This is a genomic window from Nocardioides sp. PD653-B2, assembly GCF_002117935.1.
Taxonomy (GTDB): domain Bacteria; phylum Actinomycetota; class Actinomycetes; order Propionibacteriales; family Nocardioidaceae; genus Nocardioides.
The window spans coordinates 58,313-75,850 of record NZ_BDJE01000002.1 but is presented as its reverse complement, the minus strand read 5'-3'; the positions used below and the strand labels follow the sequence as shown (position 1 = coordinate 75,850).

At 72.3% G+C, this 17,538-nt stretch carries 16 protein-coding genes and 1 tRNA gene; 16 read left to right on the top strand and 1 reads right to left on the bottom strand.

Going from position 1 to position 17,538, the window contains the following annotated elements:
- The first annotated feature begins 133 nt into the window (after nucleotides 1–133).
- The 16 genes from PD653B2_RS00525 to PD653B2_RS00450 all read left to right on the top strand — a co-directional run bounded on the left by PD653B2_RS00525 (nucleotide 134) and on the right by PD653B2_RS00450 (nucleotide 17,137).
- On the top strand, nucleotides 134–1,384 hold the full coding sequence (locus PD653B2_RS00525; protein WP_085870369.1) for an HNH endonuclease signature motif containing protein: 1,251 nt from the start codon (nucleotides 134–136) through the stop codon (nucleotides 1,382–1,384).
- A 43-nt stretch (nucleotides 1,385–1,427) separates the two neighbouring features.
- On the top strand, nucleotides 1,428–2,696 hold the full coding sequence (locus tag PD653B2_RS00520; protein WP_085870368.1) for a serpin family protein: 1,269 nt from the start codon (nucleotides 1,428–1,430) through the stop codon (nucleotides 2,694–2,696).
- Nucleotides 2,697–2,825: 129 nt separating this feature from the next.
- On the top strand, nucleotides 2,826–6,404 hold the full coding sequence (mfd, locus tag PD653B2_RS00515) for a transcription-repair coupling factor (RefSeq protein ID WP_085870367.1): 3,579 nt from the start codon (nucleotides 2,826–2,828) through the stop codon (nucleotides 6,402–6,404).
- A complete protein-coding gene (locus PD653B2_RS00510) occupies nucleotides 6,401–7,075 on the top strand; it encodes a hypothetical protein (protein ID WP_085870366.1) in 675 nt (224 codons plus the stop codon). Before mfd ends, PD653B2_RS00510 begins: the two co-directional genes overlap by 4 nt.
- A gap of 10 nt (nucleotides 7,076–7,085) precedes the next feature.
- Nucleotides 7,086–7,676, top strand: coding sequence for a MazG family protein (locus PD653B2_RS00505; RefSeq protein ID WP_242665066.1), 591 nt, complete (start codon nucleotides 7,086–7,088; stop codon nucleotides 7,674–7,676).
- Between the two features lie 10 nt (nucleotides 7,677–7,686).
- Complete coding sequence (locus PD653B2_RS00500) at nucleotides 7,687–7,887, top strand: hypothetical protein (protein WP_085870365.1); 201 nt, start codon at nucleotides 7,687–7,689, stop codon at nucleotides 7,885–7,887.
- Nucleotides 7,884–9,905, top strand: a complete 2,022-nt coding sequence (locus tag PD653B2_RS00495) for an ATP-binding protein (protein WP_085870364.1) — start codon at nucleotides 7,884–7,886, stop codon at nucleotides 9,903–9,905. Before PD653B2_RS00500 ends, PD653B2_RS00495 begins: the two co-directional genes overlap by 4 nt.
- Nucleotides 9,906–10,009: 104 nt before the next feature.
- Nucleotides 10,010–10,390: a response regulator gene (locus PD653B2_RS00490; protein WP_085870363.1), complete on the top strand. Its 381-nt coding sequence runs from the start codon at nucleotides 10,010–10,012 to the stop codon at nucleotides 10,388–10,390.
- Nucleotides 10,387–12,426, top strand: a complete 2,040-nt coding sequence (locus PD653B2_RS00485; protein ID WP_165763267.1) for an ATP-binding protein — start codon at nucleotides 10,387–10,389, stop codon at nucleotides 12,424–12,426. The genes PD653B2_RS00490 and PD653B2_RS00485 overlap by 4 nt, the downstream gene beginning before the upstream one ends.
- Before the next feature lie 32 nt (nucleotides 12,427–12,458).
- Complete coding sequence (eno, locus tag PD653B2_RS00480) at nucleotides 12,459–13,736, top strand: phosphopyruvate hydratase (RefSeq protein WP_085870361.1); 1,278 nt, start codon at nucleotides 12,459–12,461, stop codon at nucleotides 13,734–13,736.
- Between the two features lie 15 nt (nucleotides 13,737–13,751).
- A complete protein-coding gene (locus tag PD653B2_RS00475; protein ID WP_085870360.1) occupies nucleotides 13,752–14,345 on the top strand; it encodes an FtsB family cell division protein in 594 nt (197 codons plus the stop codon).
- Nucleotides 14,346–14,389: 44 nt separating this feature from the next.
- Nucleotides 14,390–14,875 carry a DUF501 domain-containing protein gene (locus PD653B2_RS00470; protein ID WP_085870359.1) on the top strand — a complete coding sequence of 162 codons (486 nt, stop codon included), beginning with the start codon at nucleotides 14,390–14,392 and terminating at the stop codon, nucleotides 14,873–14,875.
- A complete protein-coding gene (locus PD653B2_RS00465; protein WP_242665065.1) occupies nucleotides 14,860–15,774 on the top strand; it encodes a Ppx/GppA phosphatase family protein in 915 nt (304 codons plus the stop codon). The genes PD653B2_RS00470 and PD653B2_RS00465 overlap by 16 nt, the downstream gene beginning before the upstream one ends.
- A gap of 131 nt (nucleotides 15,775–15,905) precedes the next feature.
- A complete protein-coding gene (locus tag PD653B2_RS00460) occupies nucleotides 15,906–16,172 on the top strand; it encodes a hypothetical protein (RefSeq protein ID WP_085870358.1) in 267 nt (88 codons plus the stop codon).
- Nucleotides 16,173–16,185: 13 nt separating this feature from the next.
- Entirely contained in the window at nucleotides 16,186–17,040 is an 855-nt protein-coding gene (locus PD653B2_RS00455; RefSeq protein ID WP_085870357.1) for a uracil-DNA glycosylase, read from the top strand.
- A 23-nt stretch (nucleotides 17,041–17,063) separates the two neighbouring features.
- Nucleotides 17,064–17,137 (top strand) — tRNA-Leu (locus PD653B2_RS00450).
- Between the two features lie 8 nt (nucleotides 17,138–17,145).
- Here the strand turns inward: PD653B2_RS00450 and PD653B2_RS00445 are convergent.
- Nucleotides 17,146–17,499, bottom strand: coding sequence for an MmcQ/YjbR family DNA-binding protein (locus tag PD653B2_RS00445; RefSeq protein ID WP_242665064.1), 354 nt, complete (start codon nucleotides 17,497–17,499; stop codon nucleotides 17,146–17,148).
- Nucleotides 17,500–17,538 lie beyond the last annotated feature (39 nt).

The window sequence follows — 17,538 nt, the reverse complement described above, 5'->3', positions numbered from 1 at the left end:
CTCAACCACCGATGCTCTCTCGAAACCCCTGTGGACAAAGGCGAAACACTGTTACCAGACCGTTACCCCCAACCCCCGTTGTCCACAGGATTTCAGGGCCTGATTGTCGGTGGTCCCTGGTTGAGTGATGGGTATGGCGACCAGCACGCACACCGCACCACGACACCCGGTGTCGCGGGCTGCCGTGCGGCTGAATGCGGTCATCGACGAGGTGACCCAGACACCGATGTGGTCGATGGACCCGGACGAGGCCGCCGCGACCCTGATCGCCTACACCGAGCTCGAAGCCCGAGTCACCGAGCTGAAGCTCCGCGTCGCCTCGCACGCCGACGACGCTGCTGTGGGCGAGGCCTCCGGCGCGACCTCGACCGCGGTCTGGTGGGCGCACGCCACCAACCAGACCCGCCGTGAGGCGATCCGGCAGATGGGTCTCGCGACCGCGTTGAGTGCTGGTCACGAACCGGTACGAGTCGCGCTCGCCGCCGGCGACCTCGTCCTCGAGCAGGCGCAGGTCATCGTCCACGCCGTGGAGCAGCTCCCCGCCGACCTGGACACCGCTTTGGTCGAGCAAGCTGAACGGCACCTGGTCGCGGAAGCACGCCACCACGACGCGAAGACGCTGCGGATCCTGGGGAGGCGGCTGTTCGAGGTCATCGCCCCCGAGGAGGCCGACGAACGCGAAGCCAAACTCCTCGAACGCGAAGAACGCCAAGCTCAGGAGTCGCTCCGGTTCACGATGGCCGAGGACGGCCACGGCCGGGTGCACGGCCGGTTCACCCTCGACGCGCTGACCGGCGCCATGCTGCGCAAGGCACTGCTCGCGTTCGCCGCACCCAAGCACCAAGCAGTCCAGGGCCCGCTCGGTGAACGACGCCCCGGACCCGAGCGGATGGGCCGCGCGTTCGCCGAGCTCATCCAGCGCTACCCCGTCGACCAGCTCCCGAACACGGGCGGCCTCAACGCCACCGTGGTCGTGACCATGACCCTTGAGACCCTGGAAGGCCGCCTGCAGGCCGCCCACCTGGACACCGGCGAACACCTCTCCCCCGGACTCGCCCGACGCCTGGCCTGCGAAGCCGGCATCATCCCCGCCGTCCTCGGCGGACCCTCCGAGGTGTTGGACGTCGGCCGCAAGACCCGCTTCCACACCACCCCCATGCGCATCGCCATGGCCATCCGAGACCAGGGCTGCACCACCACCGGCTGCGACTGGCCACCCGGACTCTGCCACGCCCACCACGACCTGCCGTGGGCCAAGGGCGGAGGCACGAGCGCGAAAGCCGGGCGACTGCTCTGCCCCAAGCACCACACCAGGGCACACGACCCCGCCTACACCACCACCCAGCAACCCGGCGGCAAGATCAGCTTCACCCGACGCATATAGGCCGGTCTCGGAACCCCGCACACCATGTCGACGTCCGACCAGCATGCTCAGCCGTCGCGCCTTCTCGCTCGCCACGCTGGCCGTCGCCGGCGCGGGCCTCCTGGCCGGCTGTGCCGGTTCGCCGGGGGAGGAGGGCACGCCGGACGGTACGACGAAGCTCCGGCTGGTCTCCTCCGACGCGGAGCGGGATCCCGGTGACGCCGCCGCGGTGCCGGCGGCCGTCGCCTCCGTGCACGCACTGGGTGCGGGACTCTGGCGCCTGCTCGCGACCGGTGACGACAACGTCGCGCTCTCGCCGTACTCGGTGGCGGTCGCGCTCGGCATGACGGTCAACGGTGCGGCCGGCACGACGCGGAGCGAGATGCTCGACGTGCTCGTGGCCGGCACGGCCGCGGATCTCAACGCCGGGCTGAACGCACTGACGCAGCACATCGAGTCGCTCGCGGGCAGGCAGGTCGCCCTCGACGCCGCCAACCAGCTCTTCGGGCAGCAGGACGTGCCATGGGAGCCGGCGTTCCTCGACACCCTCGCCCGCTCGTACGGCGCCGGCATGCGCACCGTCGACTTCGTCCACGCGACCGAAGCCGCCCGGAAGGCCGTGAATCGCTGGACCGCGGACCGAACCCACGACCGGATCGAGGAGATCCTGCCGCCGGACTCGGTCAGCGCCATGACCCGGTTGGTGCTCGTCAACACCCTGTACTTCAAGGCGCCGTGGCTCGAGCCCTTCGAGAGGACCCTCACGACCGACGGCGACTTCCACCGGGCCGACGGCACCGTCGTCCAGGTGCCCATGATGCGCGCCACCATCGGCGCAGCGGTCGGCACCGGGGACGGCTGGACGAGCGTCCGTCTCCCGTACGCCGACAACGCCCTCGCCATGACCGTCGTGCTGCCCGACCCCGGTCGCGAGGTCGACGTCGACGCGCTGCCCGCGATCCTCGCCGCGGCGGAGCCGGGAAGCGTCGAGCTGTCGGTCCCGCGCTGGACGTTCCGCACCGCCAAGGCTCTCAAGGACCCGCTGTCGGCGCTCGGGATGCCGACTGCGTTCGACGAGGCGGCCGCCGACTTCACGCAGATGACCGAGTCCGACGATCCTCTGGTGATCGACGACGTCCTCCACCAGGTGTTCGTGGCCGTCGACGAGGACGGCACCGAGGCCGCGGCCGCCACCGCGGTCGTCGTCCGCGCATCGTCGGCCCTGGTCGTCGACCGCACGGTCACGGTCGACCGGCCCTTCCTCTTCGTGATCCACGACGTCGAGCACGGCACGCCGCTCTTCGTCGGCCGGGTGGCCGATCCGCGCAGCTGACCCACGGGCGGCCCTCATCCCCAGGGGCTGAGGCCCGTCGGCGGCGCGCCGTAGACTCGACGTCGCACCCCCTGCCACGCGTGGCCGGGGGCTGTCGTGTTGTCATCCGCCCTCCCCAGGAGCTCGTCCGTGCACCTCTCCGGCCTCGCCGACGCCGTCCTCGCCGACCCCACCCTCGCCGCGGCCCTCGCGGATGCCCGCGGCGGCACGGTGGGGGCACTCGACCTCACCGGACCCGAGGCGATGCGGCCCTACGTCGTGGCCGGGCTGGTCCGCGCCGGCCGCACGGTCCTGGCCGTCACGGCCAACGGCCGCGAGGCCGAGGACCTCGTCGAGGCGCTCGGCGACCTGGTCGACCCGGCGCACGTCGCCTACTACCCCAGCTGGGAGACGCTGCCCCACGAGCGGCTGAGCCCGCGCAGCGACACCGTCGGGCGCCGGCTGGCCGTGCTCCGCCGGCTCCGCCACCCCGGCGACGACGTCTCCAACGGGCCGCTGAAGGTCGTGGTCGCACCGGTGCGCTCGGTGCTCCAGCCGCAGGTCAAGGGGCTCGGTGACCTGGAGCCGGTCGAGCTCGTCGTGGGCGCCACCGCCGGGCTCGAGGACGTCGTGCGCCGCCTCTCGGCAGCGGCGTACTCCCGCGTCGACCTGGTCGAGCGGCGCGGCGAGTTCGCCGTCCGCGGTGGCATCGTCGACGTCTTCCCACCGACCGAGGAGCACCCGCTGCGCGTCGAGTTCTGGGGCGACGACGTCGAGGAGATCCGCAGCTTCTCGGTCGCCGACCAGCGCACGCTCGAGAAGGTCGAGCGGCTCTGGGCGCCCCCATGCCGCGAGCTGCTGCTGACCGACGAGGTGCGGCAGCGGGCCGCCGAGCTGGGCGCCGCCCACCCCCAGCTGCTCGAGCTCACCGACAAGATCGCGGCCGGCATCGCGGTCGAGGGCATGGAGTCGCTGGCGCCGGTGCTCGTCGACGAGATGGAGCTGCTCGTCGACCTGATGCCCGACGACACCCACGTGCTCGTGCTCGACCCGGAGCGGGCGCGCAGCCGCGCGCACGACCTGGTGGCGACGAGCGAGGAATTCCTCGGCGCCAGCTGGGCGGCCGCCGCCGGCGGCGGCACCGCGCCGATCGACCTCGGCGCCGCGTCGTACCGCGAGATCGGCGACGTGCGCGAGCACGCGCTGGCGCAGGGCAAGCCGTGGTGGACGGTCAGCCCGTTCGGCATCGAGTCGCCCGAGGGCGGCCTCGGTGTCGACGACGTCGCCGGCGCGGTCCCGAGCCGCGCCCTGCCGGCGAAGCCGGCGGAGGCCTACCGCGGCGACCTCGAGCGCGCGATCGCCGACCTCGACGGCTGGCGGCGCGCGGGCTACCGCGTGGTCGTGCTGCACACCGGTCACGGCCCGGCGCAGCGGATGGTCGAGGTGCTCGGCGAGCACGACGTGCCGGCCCGGATCGTCGACGACATCCAGGAGGTCCACGACCTCACCGACAGCGTGATCACGGTCAGCTGCGGCGCCGCCGACCACGGCTTCGTCGACGAGACCAACCGGATCGCCGTCCTCACCGGTGAGGACCTGTCCGGCCAGAAGGCGTCGACCCGCGACATGCGGAAGATGCCGACCCGCCGCAAGAAGCAGATCGACCCGCTCGAGCTCAGCGCCGGCGACTACGTCGTCCACGAGCAGCACGGTGTCGGCCGGTTCGTCGAGATGAAGCAGCGCGAGGTCGGCGGCGCGATCCGCGAGTACCTCGTCCTCGAGTACGGCGCCTCCAAGCGAGGTGGTCCGGCCGACCGGCTCTACGTCCCGGCCGACGCGCTGGACCAGGTCACTCGCTACGTCGGCGGCGAGCAGCCCTCCCTCGACCGGCTCGGCGGCGCCGACTGGACCAAGCGCAAGAACAAGGCCCGCAAGGCCGTCCGCGAGATCGCCGCGGAGCTGATCAAGCTGTACGCCGCGCGCCAGGCCACGAAGGGCTACGCCTTCGGCCCGGACACCCCGTGGCAGCGCGAGCTCGAGGACGCGTTCCCCTTCCATGAGACGCCCGACCAGCTGACCACGGTCGACGAGGTCAAGGGCGACATGATGCGCAGCGTCCCGATGGACCGGCTGGTCTGCGGCGACGTGGGCTACGGGAAGACCGAGATCGCCGTCCGGGCGGCGTTCAAGGCCGTCCAGGAGGGCAAGCAGGTCGCCGTCCTGGTGCCGACCACGCTGCTCGTCACCCAGCACCTGAGCACCTTCAGCGAGCGGATGAGCGGGTTCCCGGTCGTGCTCAAGGGACTGTCGCGCTTCCAGACCGACGCCGAGGCGCGCGAGGTCATCGCCGAGCTGGCCGAGGGCACGGTCGACATCGTGGTGGGCACCCACCGGCTGCTCAACCCGGACATCCGGATGAAGGACCTCGGGCTGATCATCGTCGACGAGGAGCAGCGCTTCGGCGTCGAGCACAAGGAGCAGATGAAGCGGCTGCGCACCTCCGTCGACGTGCTGTCGATGTCGGCGACCCCGATCCCGCGCACCCTCGAGATGGCGATCACCGGCATCCGCGAGATGTCCACGATCACCACCCCGCCCGAGGAGCGGCACCCGGTCCTGACGTACGTCGGCGCCTACGAGGACCGCCAGGTGGTGGCCGCCGTACGCCGTGAGCTGCTGCGCGAGGGCCAGGTCTTCTACATCCACAACCGGGTCAACTCCATCGAGAAGGCCGCCGCCAAGATCAAGGAGCTGGTGCCCGAGGCCCGGGTCGCCACGGCGCACGGCCAGATGGGGGAGCACCAGCTCGAGCAGGTGATGCTGGACTTCTGGGAGAAGCGCTTCGACGTCCTCGTCTGCACCACCATCGTCGAGTCCGGCCTCGACGTGTCCAACGCCAACACGATGATCATCGAGCGCTCCGACACCCTCGGCCTCAGCCAGCTCCACCAGCTCCGCGGCCGGGTCGGCCGCTCGCGCGAGCGCGCCTACGCCTACTTCCTCTACCCGGCCGAGAAGCCGCTGACCGAGACCGCCCACGAGCGGCTCGCGACTCTCGCCCAGCACTCCGACCTCGGCGGCGGCATGGCGATCGCGATGAAGGACCTCGAGATCCGCGGCTCCGGCAACCTGCTCGGTGGTGAGCAGTCCGGCCACATCGCCGATGTCGGCTTCGACCTCTACGTCCGCCTGGTCGGCGAAGCGGTCCACGAGTTCCGCGGCGACGCGGAGCCGGAGCTCAACGAGGTCCGCATCGAGCTGCCCGTCGACGCCCACCTGCCGCACGACTACATCCCCAGCGAGCGACTCCGGCTGGAGATGTACAAGCGGCTGGCCGAGGTCCGCGCCGACGAGGACGTCGACCTGATCCGCGAGGAGATGCTGGACCGCTACGGCGAGCCGCCGCAGGAGGTCGACTCGCTCCTGCTGGTCGCCCGGTTCCGCGCCCGGGCCCGCCAGGCGGGCGTCGGTGAGGTCACGATCGCGGGCCGCAACGTGCGGTTCGCGCCGGTCGACCTGCCCGAGTCGCGGGTGATCCGGCTCAACCGGATGTACCCGAAGTCGATCGTCAAGGCACCGGTCAGCACCGTCTTGGTGCCGCGCCCGCCGTCTCCGCTGCCGGGAGGTGGCTTGATCACCGGGATCGCCCTGCTTGAATGGGCCCGGCAGGTCATCGAAACCGTGATCGACCCGCCGGAGAGCAACCCCTCGACGCAGGAGAAGAAGTGACCCGGACCCCTGTTCGCCGCCTCGCGGGGCTGGCCCTCGTCTCGACGTTCCTGCTGACCGGGTGTGGCTCGGTGACGGGGTTCAACCCCGGCGTCGCCGTCCGGGTCCAGGACGACACGGTCTCGACCGACCAGGTGCGGGCCACCGCCACGGCGTACTGCTCCGCGTCGACGGAGTCCCAGCCGGGCCAGGTCGTGCCCAACCACTACATCGCCGGCCTGGCCGCGAGCAGCTACGCAGTGCGCAGCGCCGCCGACCAGCTGATGGCCGATCACGGCGTGACCATCGACAGCTCCTACGACCAGGCCATCGACGGCGCCCAGAAGCAGCTCGCGCCACTGAGCGACGCCCAGCGCGAGGCCGTCATCCAGGTCAGTGCCGCGTCGCTCTACGTCGCCGCTGCCGAGACCGCCGTCGGCCGGGACGTGCTCGGCGGGTCGCCGTCGGACGACGACGCCCAGGCAGCGGGCGCGAAGGAGTTCGCGTCGTGGCTCGACGACCACGACGTGCGGATCGACCCCCGCTACGGCGTGAGCGTCGACCAGGGCACCGTGGTCGCCACCGACACCAGCCTGTCCTTCGCGCTCGGGGACACCGCGAAGAAGGCCGACGCCGCCCAGCCCGACGCGGCGTACGCCGCCACCCTGCCCGCCAGCCAGCGCTGCGGCTGAGCTGACCCCGGTGGCCGAGCAGGCGTCCGGCGAGCCGCTCCTCGAGTTCCTCGAGGTGATGCGGCGGCTGCGCGCCGAGTGCGCGTGGAAGGGCGAGCAGACCCACCGCTCGTTGGCCCGCTACCTGCTCGAGGAGACCCACGAGACGCTCGAGGCGATCGACAGCGGCGACGCCGTGCACCTGCGCGAGGAGCTCGGCGACCTCCTGCTCCAGGTCTACTTCCACGCGGTGATCGCCGAGGAGACGGGCGAGTTCACGATCGACGACGTCGCGGCCGACGTCACTGCGAAGATGCACCGCCGCAACCCCCACGTCTTCGCCGACGCTGCCGGTGGGAGTCCGGCCGAGATCAACGAGGCGTGGGAGGCGATCAAGGCCACCGAGAAGCAGCGCGAGTCCGTCACCGACGGGATCCCGCCGACGCTCCCCGCGCTGCTCTACGCCGACAAGGTCCTCGACCGGCTCGGGCGCGCGGGCTCGGCACCGGCGCCCGCGGGGGACGACCTCGGTGATCGCCTGCTGGCGCTCGTTGCCGAGGCCCGGGAGTCCGGCATCGACCCGGAACAGTCTTTGCGAGACGCCGTACGCCGACTGCTCTAGGGTCGGTTCCGTGGCTCGGGAGCCGATCCTGGAGGACATCGACGTGCGCGGCTGGGTCGCGCACTTCCTGGTGGTCCACGCTCACGAGCAGCATCCGGACCCGCACGTCATCCAGCCGATCGAGGGCGCCGGCCAGGCACAGACCGCGAAGCCCATCGCCGCCGCCGACCCGGGCGCTGCTCGCCGGACCCGGGAGGGGGGCCTCGGGTGAGCCGGGGGCGCCTCGTCGACCTCGCCTGGTTCGGGGGATGCTTCGCCGTGGGCGTGTGGCTCGGTCGCCTGTCGGTGCTCCCGGGCACCGAGCTCGCCCTCGTGTGGCCGGCTGCCGGTGTCGCCGCCGCCTGGCTGGCGGTGTCCGGCTGGAGCCGGCCAGTGCTGGTCGACGTCGCCATCCTGTTCGTCGTCGCCGTCGGGGCCTACGGGCTGACCGGGGCGAGCATCGGCCTGTCGGTCGGGCTGGCGTTCGCCACCGTGGTCCAGACCCTCGTGTTCGGCGTGCTGATCAACCGGTGGTGCCCCGGGTGGTGGGGCTTCGGTGAGGAGCCCCCGCCCGGGGTGGAGCAGGTCCGCGACTTCGGCTACCTGGCGCTGGCGGCGCTCATCGCCTCGGTGGTCGCCGCCGTGCTCGGGCCTGCGGCGGTGATCTCGTTCTCCGACACGAGCTGGGAGCAGGTCGTCTCCTGGGTGCTGGGCAACGGCACCAGCGTGCTGGCCATCTTCCCGCTCACGCTGACCGCGCGGCACCTCGCCCGCGCGAGCAACCCGCAGCATGGTCCGGTGCCCGTCGGGCCGATGCGGGGTCGCGGCCCGGTCGAGCTGGTCGCCCTCGTCCTCGTCAGCGTCGTCGTGCTCTGGCTGGTGTTCTTCGCGAAGACCGGCCTGCCGATCCCATTCCTCGCCCTCGCCGTCAGCGTCTGGGCCGGCACCCGCTTCTCCCCGGTCATCGCCGACGGGCACGCGTTCCTGCTCGGTGGCGCCGTCGCGGTCGCCACGGTGCTCGGGCTCGGGCCGTTCATGGTCGTCGAGGACCCCGACAACCGCGCCCTGGTGGTGCAGGGGTACGTCGCGATGGTGGTCGTGCTGACCCTCGTGCTCTCGATCGGCCGGGTCGAGATCCTCGACCTCAACGACCGCGTCCGCGCCCAGGGAACGATGGTGCGGACCATCGTCGACTCGATGGCCGACGGCGTGAGCGTGATCGACGCCCGGGGGACGGTGGTGCTGCGCAACCCCGCGGCGGCGTACCTCGTCGGTGCCCCGCAACAAGACGAGTCAGGCGCGGTCGACGTCGACTCGTACGGGCTCCGCCACGCCGACGGACGGCCGCTGAGCCCCGAGGAGTCGCCGATGGCGCTGGCCCAGACCGGCGGCACGATCGAGAAGGACGACCTGTTCGTCCGGAACCCGGCGGTGCCCGAGGGCCGCCTCCTCGAGGTGTCGGCGCGCCCGCTCCCCGACTCCGACCCACCGATGGTGGTGGTGCTCTTCCACGACGTCACAGCCGAGCGACGCGAGCGGGACGAGCTGGCGTCGTTCGCGGGCGTCGTGGCCCACGACCTGCTGAACCCGCTCACCGTCGTCGACGGTTGGTCGGAGGCTCTTCTCGAGGAGGCTCGGGCAGGTGTGTCGTCGGATCCTGCGACCCGCGCCGAGCGGCTGGAGCGCATCCAGCGGTCGGCGCACCGGATGCAGCACCTGATCAGCGACCTGCTCGCGTACACGACCGCCCGCGACCTCACGATCAGTCCGGTGCGGGTCGATCTCGACGACCTCGTCGGGGACGTGATCCGGGCCCGGGTGGACGCGAGCCGGGCGAGCGGCCAGCCCGAGCCGCAGATCCTCGTCGAGGGCGAGCTGCCCGACGTGATGGCCGAGCCGGTGCTGCTGCGCCAGGTGGTCGACAACCTGATCGGCAACGCCGTCAAGTACGTCGCCCCCGGGGTCATCCCCGAGATCCGGATCTGCGCCCGGACCGTCCCGGGTGTTGCCGGGCAGATGGCCGTCATCGAGATCTCCGACAACGGCATCGGGATCCCCGAGGGCCAGCACGAGCAGGTCTTCGACAGCTTCCACCGGGCCCACCGGGACGGTTACCGCGGCACGGGTCTCGGTCTGTCGATCGTCAAGCGGATCGTCGAGCGGCACGGCGGCACGGCCGATGCCCGCGACAACCACGGGGGTGGCGGGACGACGATGACGGTGAGCTTCCCAGCCGCCGGGCTCGGCTGACGGCGGTGCCCGCGCACCACCGGGCTGGGCGCAGGGCAGCCCACGATCCGAGCAGGCCCTGCGGGGCGCCGTACGACGGCTGCTCTGGGTATTAGGGTCAGCCCATGTCTCGGGTGTTGATCGTGGAAGACGACGTCGAGGTGCGCGACTGGATCGCGCACTGCATGCTCCACGACGGGTACGAGCTCCGTGGCGTCACCGACGCGCGCCGGCTGCGCGCGCTGCACGCGGACGAGCCCGACTACAGCCCTGATCTGGTGCTGATGGACTACGCCCTGCCGGACACCGACGGGATCACGCTCCTGGCCGAGCTGCACGGCAACTGGCCGGCGGTGCCCGCGGTGTTCGTGACCGTGCAGTGGACCGGCGAGATCATCGATCGGATCGCGGACACCGGCTGCGAGCGGGTGGCCAAGCCGTTCCACCCCGACGACCTGCGCGCGGCCGCGCGGCGAGCGTTAGCGGCGCGGGGGAGCGAGGAGTGACCCGCGCGCGCCTCCTGGACCTGGCCTCGTTCGCGTCGTTCTTCGCGATCGCGGCCTACCTCGGGCGGCAGGCGCTCGTCCCCGGGAGCCCGGTCGCCCTGGTCTGGCCCGCGGCCGGCGTCGCCGCGGCCTGGCTGGCGGTGCGGGGGTGGCAACGGTGGCTGGCGGCCGACGTCGCCGGCGTCGTCGTGCTGTCGTGGGCGGTCTACCTCCTGACCGGCGCCACTGCAGGCATCGCGCTGAGCCTCGCGGTCGCGATCGCCGTCCAGACCCTGGTGTTCGGCCTGCTGATCGCACGCTGGTGCCCCGAGTGGTGGGGCTTCGGCGACGACCCACCGGCCGGCGTCCAGCGGCTGCGCGACCTCGGCTACCTGCTCGCCGCCGCGCTCGTGTCGGCGGTCGTCTCGGCGCTGGTGGGCCCGGCCTCGCTCATCGCCGTCGGCGGCGCCGACTGGAACGTGCTGGCGTCGTGGGTGGTCCGCAACTCGGTCGGCATCATCGCGATCTTCCCGCTCTCGCTCCTCGCCCGGAATGCCGCGCGGGCCAGGATGCCCGGCTTGGCACCCAAGGCCATCGGCCCCTACCGGGGCAGTGTGGTCGAGGTCGTCGCGCTCGGCATCGTCAGCCTGGGCGCGGGCTGGATGATCTTCGTCGTCAACGACCGCCTGCCGGTCCCCTTCCTTCTGCTCGCGACGTCGGTCTGGGCGGGCACCCGCTTCTCGCCCTGGGTCGCCGACATCCACGCGCTCCTGGTCTCCGCGGGGGTGGTGGTCTCCACGATCCTGGACAGGGGGCCCTTCTCGTCGATCGGCGACCCGAGCTCCGAGGTACTCGTCGTCCAGGCCTACGTCGGCGTCGTGGTCGTGCTGACACTCGCGCTGTCGGCCGGGCGCCGCGAGAGCCTGGGGCTCCACCAGCGCGTCGCCGCCTCCGAGGACGCCGCCACCGCGCAGGCGACCCTGATGCGCACGATCCTCGACACGATGACCGACGGCGTGAGCGTCGTCGCCGCGACCGGCGACGTCGTGCTGCGCAACCCGTCCGCCCGGACCCTCCTCGGCGAGGCCCAGGTGGGCGAGAACGGCGCGCTCGACGTGGTCGGCTACGACATCCGCCACCTCGACGGCAGCCCGCTGACCCCGGAGGAGTCGCCGGTCGCCCTCGCGCTCTCCGGGGAGTCGCTCGAGCACCTCGACCTGTTCGTCCGAAGCCCCACGGCTCCCGACGGCCGGACGGTCGAGGTGACCGCGAGCGCGCTGCCCGGCAGCGACCCGCCCCTGGTGGTCGTGGTCTTCCACGACGTCACCGCCGACCGTCGCGAGCGCGACGAGCTGGCGTCGTTCGCGGGCGTCGTCGCCCACGACCTGTTGAACCCGCTCACCGTCGTCGAGGGCTGGTCGGAGTCGCTGCTCGAGTCGGTCCGCGCCGGCATCGTCGTGCCGCCCGAGCAGCAGGCCGACCAGCTCGACCGCATCCAGCGCGCGGCGCAGCGGATGCAGCACCTGATCAGCGACCTGCTGGCCTACACGACGGCGCGCGACCTCCGGATCACACCGGTGCGGGTCGACCTGCTGGCCCTGGTGCAGGACATCGCCCGGGCCCGGGTCGAGGCGAGCCGGGTGCGGGCCGCGTCCGCACCCGTCATCGACATCGACCCCGCGCTGCCCGACGCGCTGGCCGAGCCCGTGCTGCTGCGCCAGGTCGTCGACAACCTGGTCGGCAACGCAGTCAAGTACGTCGCGCCCGGGGTGCGGCCGGAGATCTCGGTGTCCGCTCGGACCGTCGCGGGCGACGACGGGCCGATGGTGGTCATCGAGATCGCCGACAACGGCATCGGCATCCCCGAGGGGCAGCACACCCGGGTCTTCGACACCTTCCACCGGGCCCACCAGGACGGTTACCGCGGCACCGGGCTCGGCCTGTCGATCGTGAAGCGGGTGGTCGAGCGGCACGGCGGGACCGCGTCGGCGCGCGACACCGAGGGCCGGAGCGGCACCACGATGAGCGTGAGCTTCCCGGCGGCTGACCGGGCGTGATCGCCCGCCGCAATCGGCACTAGGCTGGCCACATGGCATCCATCGAAGCTGTCGGCGCCCGCGAGATCCTCGACTCACGAGGCAACCCCACCGTCGAGGTCGAGGTGCTGCTCGACGACGGCGCGTTCGCCCGGGCGATGGTGCCCAGCGGCGCGTCCACCGGCGCCTTCGAGGCGGTCGAGCTGCGCGACGGCGGCGACCGCTACGGCGGCAAGGGTGTCGGCAAGGCCGTCAACGCGGTCATCCAGCAGATCGGCCCGGCCGTCGAGGGACTCACCGCCGACGACCAGCGCCTGGTCGACCAGACGATGCTGGAGCTGGACGCGACGCCCAACAAGGCCAACCTCGGCGCGAACGCGATCCTCGGCGTCTCGCTCGCGGTCGCCCGCGCAGCCGCCGACTCGGCGGGCCTCCCGCTCTACCGCTACGTCGGTGGCCCCAACGCGCACCTCCTGCCGGTGCCGATGATGAACATCCTGAACGGCGGCTCGCACGCCGACTCCAACGTGGACATCCAGGAGTTCATGATCGCGCCGATCGGCGCCCCGACGTTCCGCGAGGCCCTGCGCCAGGGCGCGGAGGTCTACCACGCGCTCAAGTCCGTGCTGAAGAAGAAGGGCCTCTCCACCGGCCTCGGCGACGAGGGCGGCTTCGCGCCGAACCTCGACAGCAACCGGGCCGCGCTCGACCTGATCGCCGAGGCGGTCTCGGCCGCCGGCCTGACGCTCGGCACCGACATCGCGCTGGCGATGGACGTCGCGGCGTCGGAGTTCTTCAAGGATGGGTCCTACGCCTTCGAGGGCGGCTCGAAGTCGGCCGACGAGATGACCGCCTACTACGGCGAGCTGGTGGCGTCGTACCCCATCGTCTCGATCGAGGACCCCCTCGACGAGGACGACTGGGACGGCTGGAAGGCGATCACCGACCAGCTCGGCACGAAGACCCAGATCGTCGGCGACGACCTGTTCGTCACCAACGTCGAGCGGCTGCAGCGTGGCATCACCGGTGGCCAGGCCAACGCCCTGCTGGTGAAGGTCAACCAGATCGGCACGCTCACCGAGACCCTCGACTCCGTCGAGCTCGCGCACCGCAACGGCTACCGCTGCATGATGAGCCACCGCTCGGGCGAGACCGAGGACACCACGATCTCCGACCTGGCCGTCGCGGTGAACTGCGGCCAGATCAAGACCGGCGCCCCGGCGCGCTCGGACCGGGTGGCGAAGTACAACCAGCTGCTCCGGATCGAGGACGAGCTCGGAGATGCGGCGCGCTACTCCGGCGCGTCGGCGTTCCCCCGCTACGGCGCCTGAGCGACCCTAGTAGGCATGGTCGACAACCGTCGTACACCCGCGCGCGGATCACGCCCCCGGGGGCGCACCGGACCCGGGCGGGTCCCGAGCACCGGAGCGGCTTCGGGGCGCGGCGGGCGACCGACCGACACCGACACGCGGGGCGTCGCCGTCGTCCCGCAGCGCGGCTCGCGGCTGACCGGGCGCGCCGCGATCCTGGTGCTCGTGCTGGCCGTGCTGACGGTGAGCTACGCGTCCTCGATGCGCGCCTACCTCCAGCAGCGCACCCAGATCAGCAGCCTCAAGGACACGATCGCGCTGCGCCAGCAGAACATCGACGACCTCGAGCGCGAGAAGCGGCGCTGGGAGGACCCGGCGTACGTGCGCCAGCAGGCTCGCGAGCTCAACTACGTGATGCCGGGCGAGACCGCCTACGTCGTGCTCGACGAGAACGGCGACCCGCTCGAGCGGGAGAGCTCGCTGACCGACCCGTCGACCGTGGCGCAGAAGCCGCCGGCCGCCTGGTGGAACTCCGCGTGGCAGTCGGTCGAGCTGGCCGGCAACCCGCCGAAGCCCGAGGCCCCGCCGGCAGCCGAGATCCGGGACCAGGTCGACCGCTCCGCTGGGTGAGGTGCGGGCGAGGCGGGCCGCGAAACCACTGGCATGATCGAGCCGTGATCGACCCCTCCGACGTCTCCGCCATCGAAGCCCAGCTCGGCCGCGAGCCGCGGGCGATCCACGCGGTCGGGCACCGGTGCCCCTGCGGCAACCCCGACGTCGTCACCACCGAGCCGCGGCTGCCCAACGGCACGCCGTTCCCGACCACCTTCTACCTGACCTGCCCGCGGGCGGCCTCGCGGATCGGCACCCTCGAGGGCTCCGGCCTGATGAAGGAGATGCAGGACCGGCTCGCCGACGACCCCGAGCTGGCCGCGGCCTACCGCGCGGCGCACGAGCGCTACCTGGAGTACCGAGCGACCCTGGGCTCGGTGCCCGAGATCGAGGGGATCTCCGCCGGCGGCATGCCCGACCGGGTCAAGTGCCTCCACGTGCTGGCCGGGCAGTCGCTCGCGATGGGCCGCGGCGTGAACCCGCTCGGCGACGAGGTGCTCGACCTGCTCGGCGACTGGTGGCGAAGCGGGCCGTGCGTCGACGCGTAGCCGCGATCGACTGCGGCACCAACACGATCAAGCTGCTGATCGGTGCGTTGCCCGACGTCGACGTGCGCGAGATGCGGATGGTCCGGCTCGGCCAGGACCTCGACCGCACCGGCCGGATCGCCGACGAGGCGCTCGAGCGGGCGTTCGCCGCGATCGACGAGTACGCCGCGCTGATCCGCGCGCACGACGTGCCGCCGGAACGGGTGCGGTTCTGCGCCACCTCGGCCAGCCGCGACGCGTCCAACGCCGACGTCTTCGTCGCCGGCGTCCGCGCGCGGCTCGGGGTGGAGCCGGAGGTGGTGACCGGCAGCGAGGAGGCGGCGCTGTCCTTCGACGGCGCGGTCCGCAACCTGCGCGTCGAGCCCGCGCCCCCGATCCTGGTCATCGACGTCGGCGGGGGCTCGACCGAGTTGATCCTCGGCACGTCGTCGCCGGACGCCGCCGACTCGATGAACATCGGGTCGGTGCGTCTCCACGAGCGACACCTCCACTCCGACCCACCCACCGCCGAGGAGATCGCGGCCTGCGTCGCCGACATCGACGCCCACCTCGACGCCTGCCCGGTCGACCCGTCGTCCGCGGCCACGGTGGTCGGGGTCGCCGGCACCGTCACGCAGCTCGCCGCCGTGGCGCTCGACCTCCCGGCGTACGACCGGGACGCCGTCGACCAGACCGTCTTCCCCGCCGCCGACCTGGTGGCCACCGTCGACCGCCTGCTGGCGATGACCGTCGCCGAGCGCCGGGCGCTGCCGTCCATGCACCCGGGGCGTGCCGACGTGATCGATGCCGGCGCGCTAATCCTCGCCCGCGTCCTGCGCCGCGCCCGCGTGGACACCCTCGTCGTCTCGGAGGCCGACATCCTCGACGGGATCGCCTGGTCCATCGCCTCGCGGGGGTAGTCCCTGACGAAAGCGGGGTGAGGGCACCGCTCCGACCCCGATTTCGTCAGGGACTACCCCGGCGGCTGGCTGTTTCACGGCGGCCCGGGGAGGGCACGGGGGATGGATAGTCCCCCGACGAAGGAGTCACCATGAAGAAGCTCACTCTGATCGCCGGTGTCGCCATCGGTTACGTGCTCGGCTCCCGCGCCGGGCACGAGCGCTACGAGCAGATCAAGTCCGGCGCCGGCAAGGTCGCGCAGAACCCCAAGGTGCGCGCCGCGACGGGCAAGGCACAGGAGGCCGCGGTCCACCAGGCGGCCGTCGTCGCCGAGGCCGCCAAGGACAAGGTGGTCGACGCCGCGTCGACCGCGGCCGACAAGGTGCGGCACGAGACGTCCGTCCAGCCGGCCCCCTGAGCAGCGCGGGAGGATGGCGCGCGTGAGCGACCTCCTTCCACACCCGGGGACCGGCGAGCTCTTCGGCTCGCCGGTCCCGCCGGGCGCCGGCTGGCCGGGCGACCCGGCCGCCGCCGACACCCCGGTCGCGGCCACCCCCGCCGTCGTACGCCGGCTCGCCCGCACCCGCGACCTGCGCGAGCTGGACGCCCGGGTCTCGGTCTGCCGCGCCTGCCCACGACTCGTGGCCTGGCGCGAGGACGTCGCGCGCGACAAGCGCGCGTCGTACGCCGGGGAGCCCTACTGGGGCCGGCCGATCCCCGGCTGGGGCTCCCCGTCCCCGCGGGTGCTGATCGTCGGCCTCGCGCCCGCCGCCAACGGCGCCAACCGGACCGGCCGGATCTTCACCGGCGACCGCAGCGGCGACTGGCTCTTCGCGAGCCTGCACCGGGTCGGGCTGGCGACCAGGCCGATCAGCGTCGACGCCACCGACGGCCAGGAGCTGATCGACACCCGGATGGTCGCCACCGTGCGCTGCGCTCCACCGCAGAACAAGCCGACCACCGTCGAGCGCGACACCTGCGCGCCGTGGATCGAGGCCGAGCTGGCGCTGCTGGTCGACTCGGTGCGGGTCGTGGTCGCGCTCGGGTCGATCGGCTGGGACGCCACGCTGCGGTCCTTCCGCGCGATCGGCTGGGAGGTCGAGCGCCCGAAGCCGCGCTTCGGCCACGGCGCCGAGGCCACGCTCACCGGACCGGACGGCGCGACCGTCGTGCTCCTCGGCTGCTACCACCCCAGCCAGCAGAACACCTTCACCGGCCGGCTCACCGAGCCGATGCTCGACGACGTGCTCCGTCGCGCGGCCGGGACTGGGACACTCTCCGGGTGACCCGCTTATGACCCGTTGACCTCGCCCCCGTATCCCAATCGGCAGAGGAAACCGCCTTAAAAGCGGCTCAGTCTGGGTTCGAGTCCCAGCGGGGGCACCTCGTCGTCAGCTCGGCAGCACGTCGCCGCGCACGTCGGCGACCTCGTCCGGCGCGGTGAGCCGCCACGCCTCGAAGGTCAGCTCGGCCAGCTCGTCGCGCTCGACGCCGTCGAGGTGCGCGACCACCCAGCCGAAGCCGTACGCCGTGAACTGCACCTCGAAGACGTCCGGCCGCTCGGCGACCAGGGCGAGCTGCTCGGCGATGGTCTGCTTGAGGCCGACGGTCCGCGTGGGCTCCCAGAGGTAGCCGAAGACCCGCCGGCGCACGTCGAAGCGCCAGTAGCGGCCGCGGTCGGAGCGCTCGACCTCCGGCAGCTGACCGACGAGCTCCAGGAAGTCGGAGATCTGCGAGCCGCTCACGGGCCACACAGTGCCATCCCCGACCTCGACGTGGTGCCG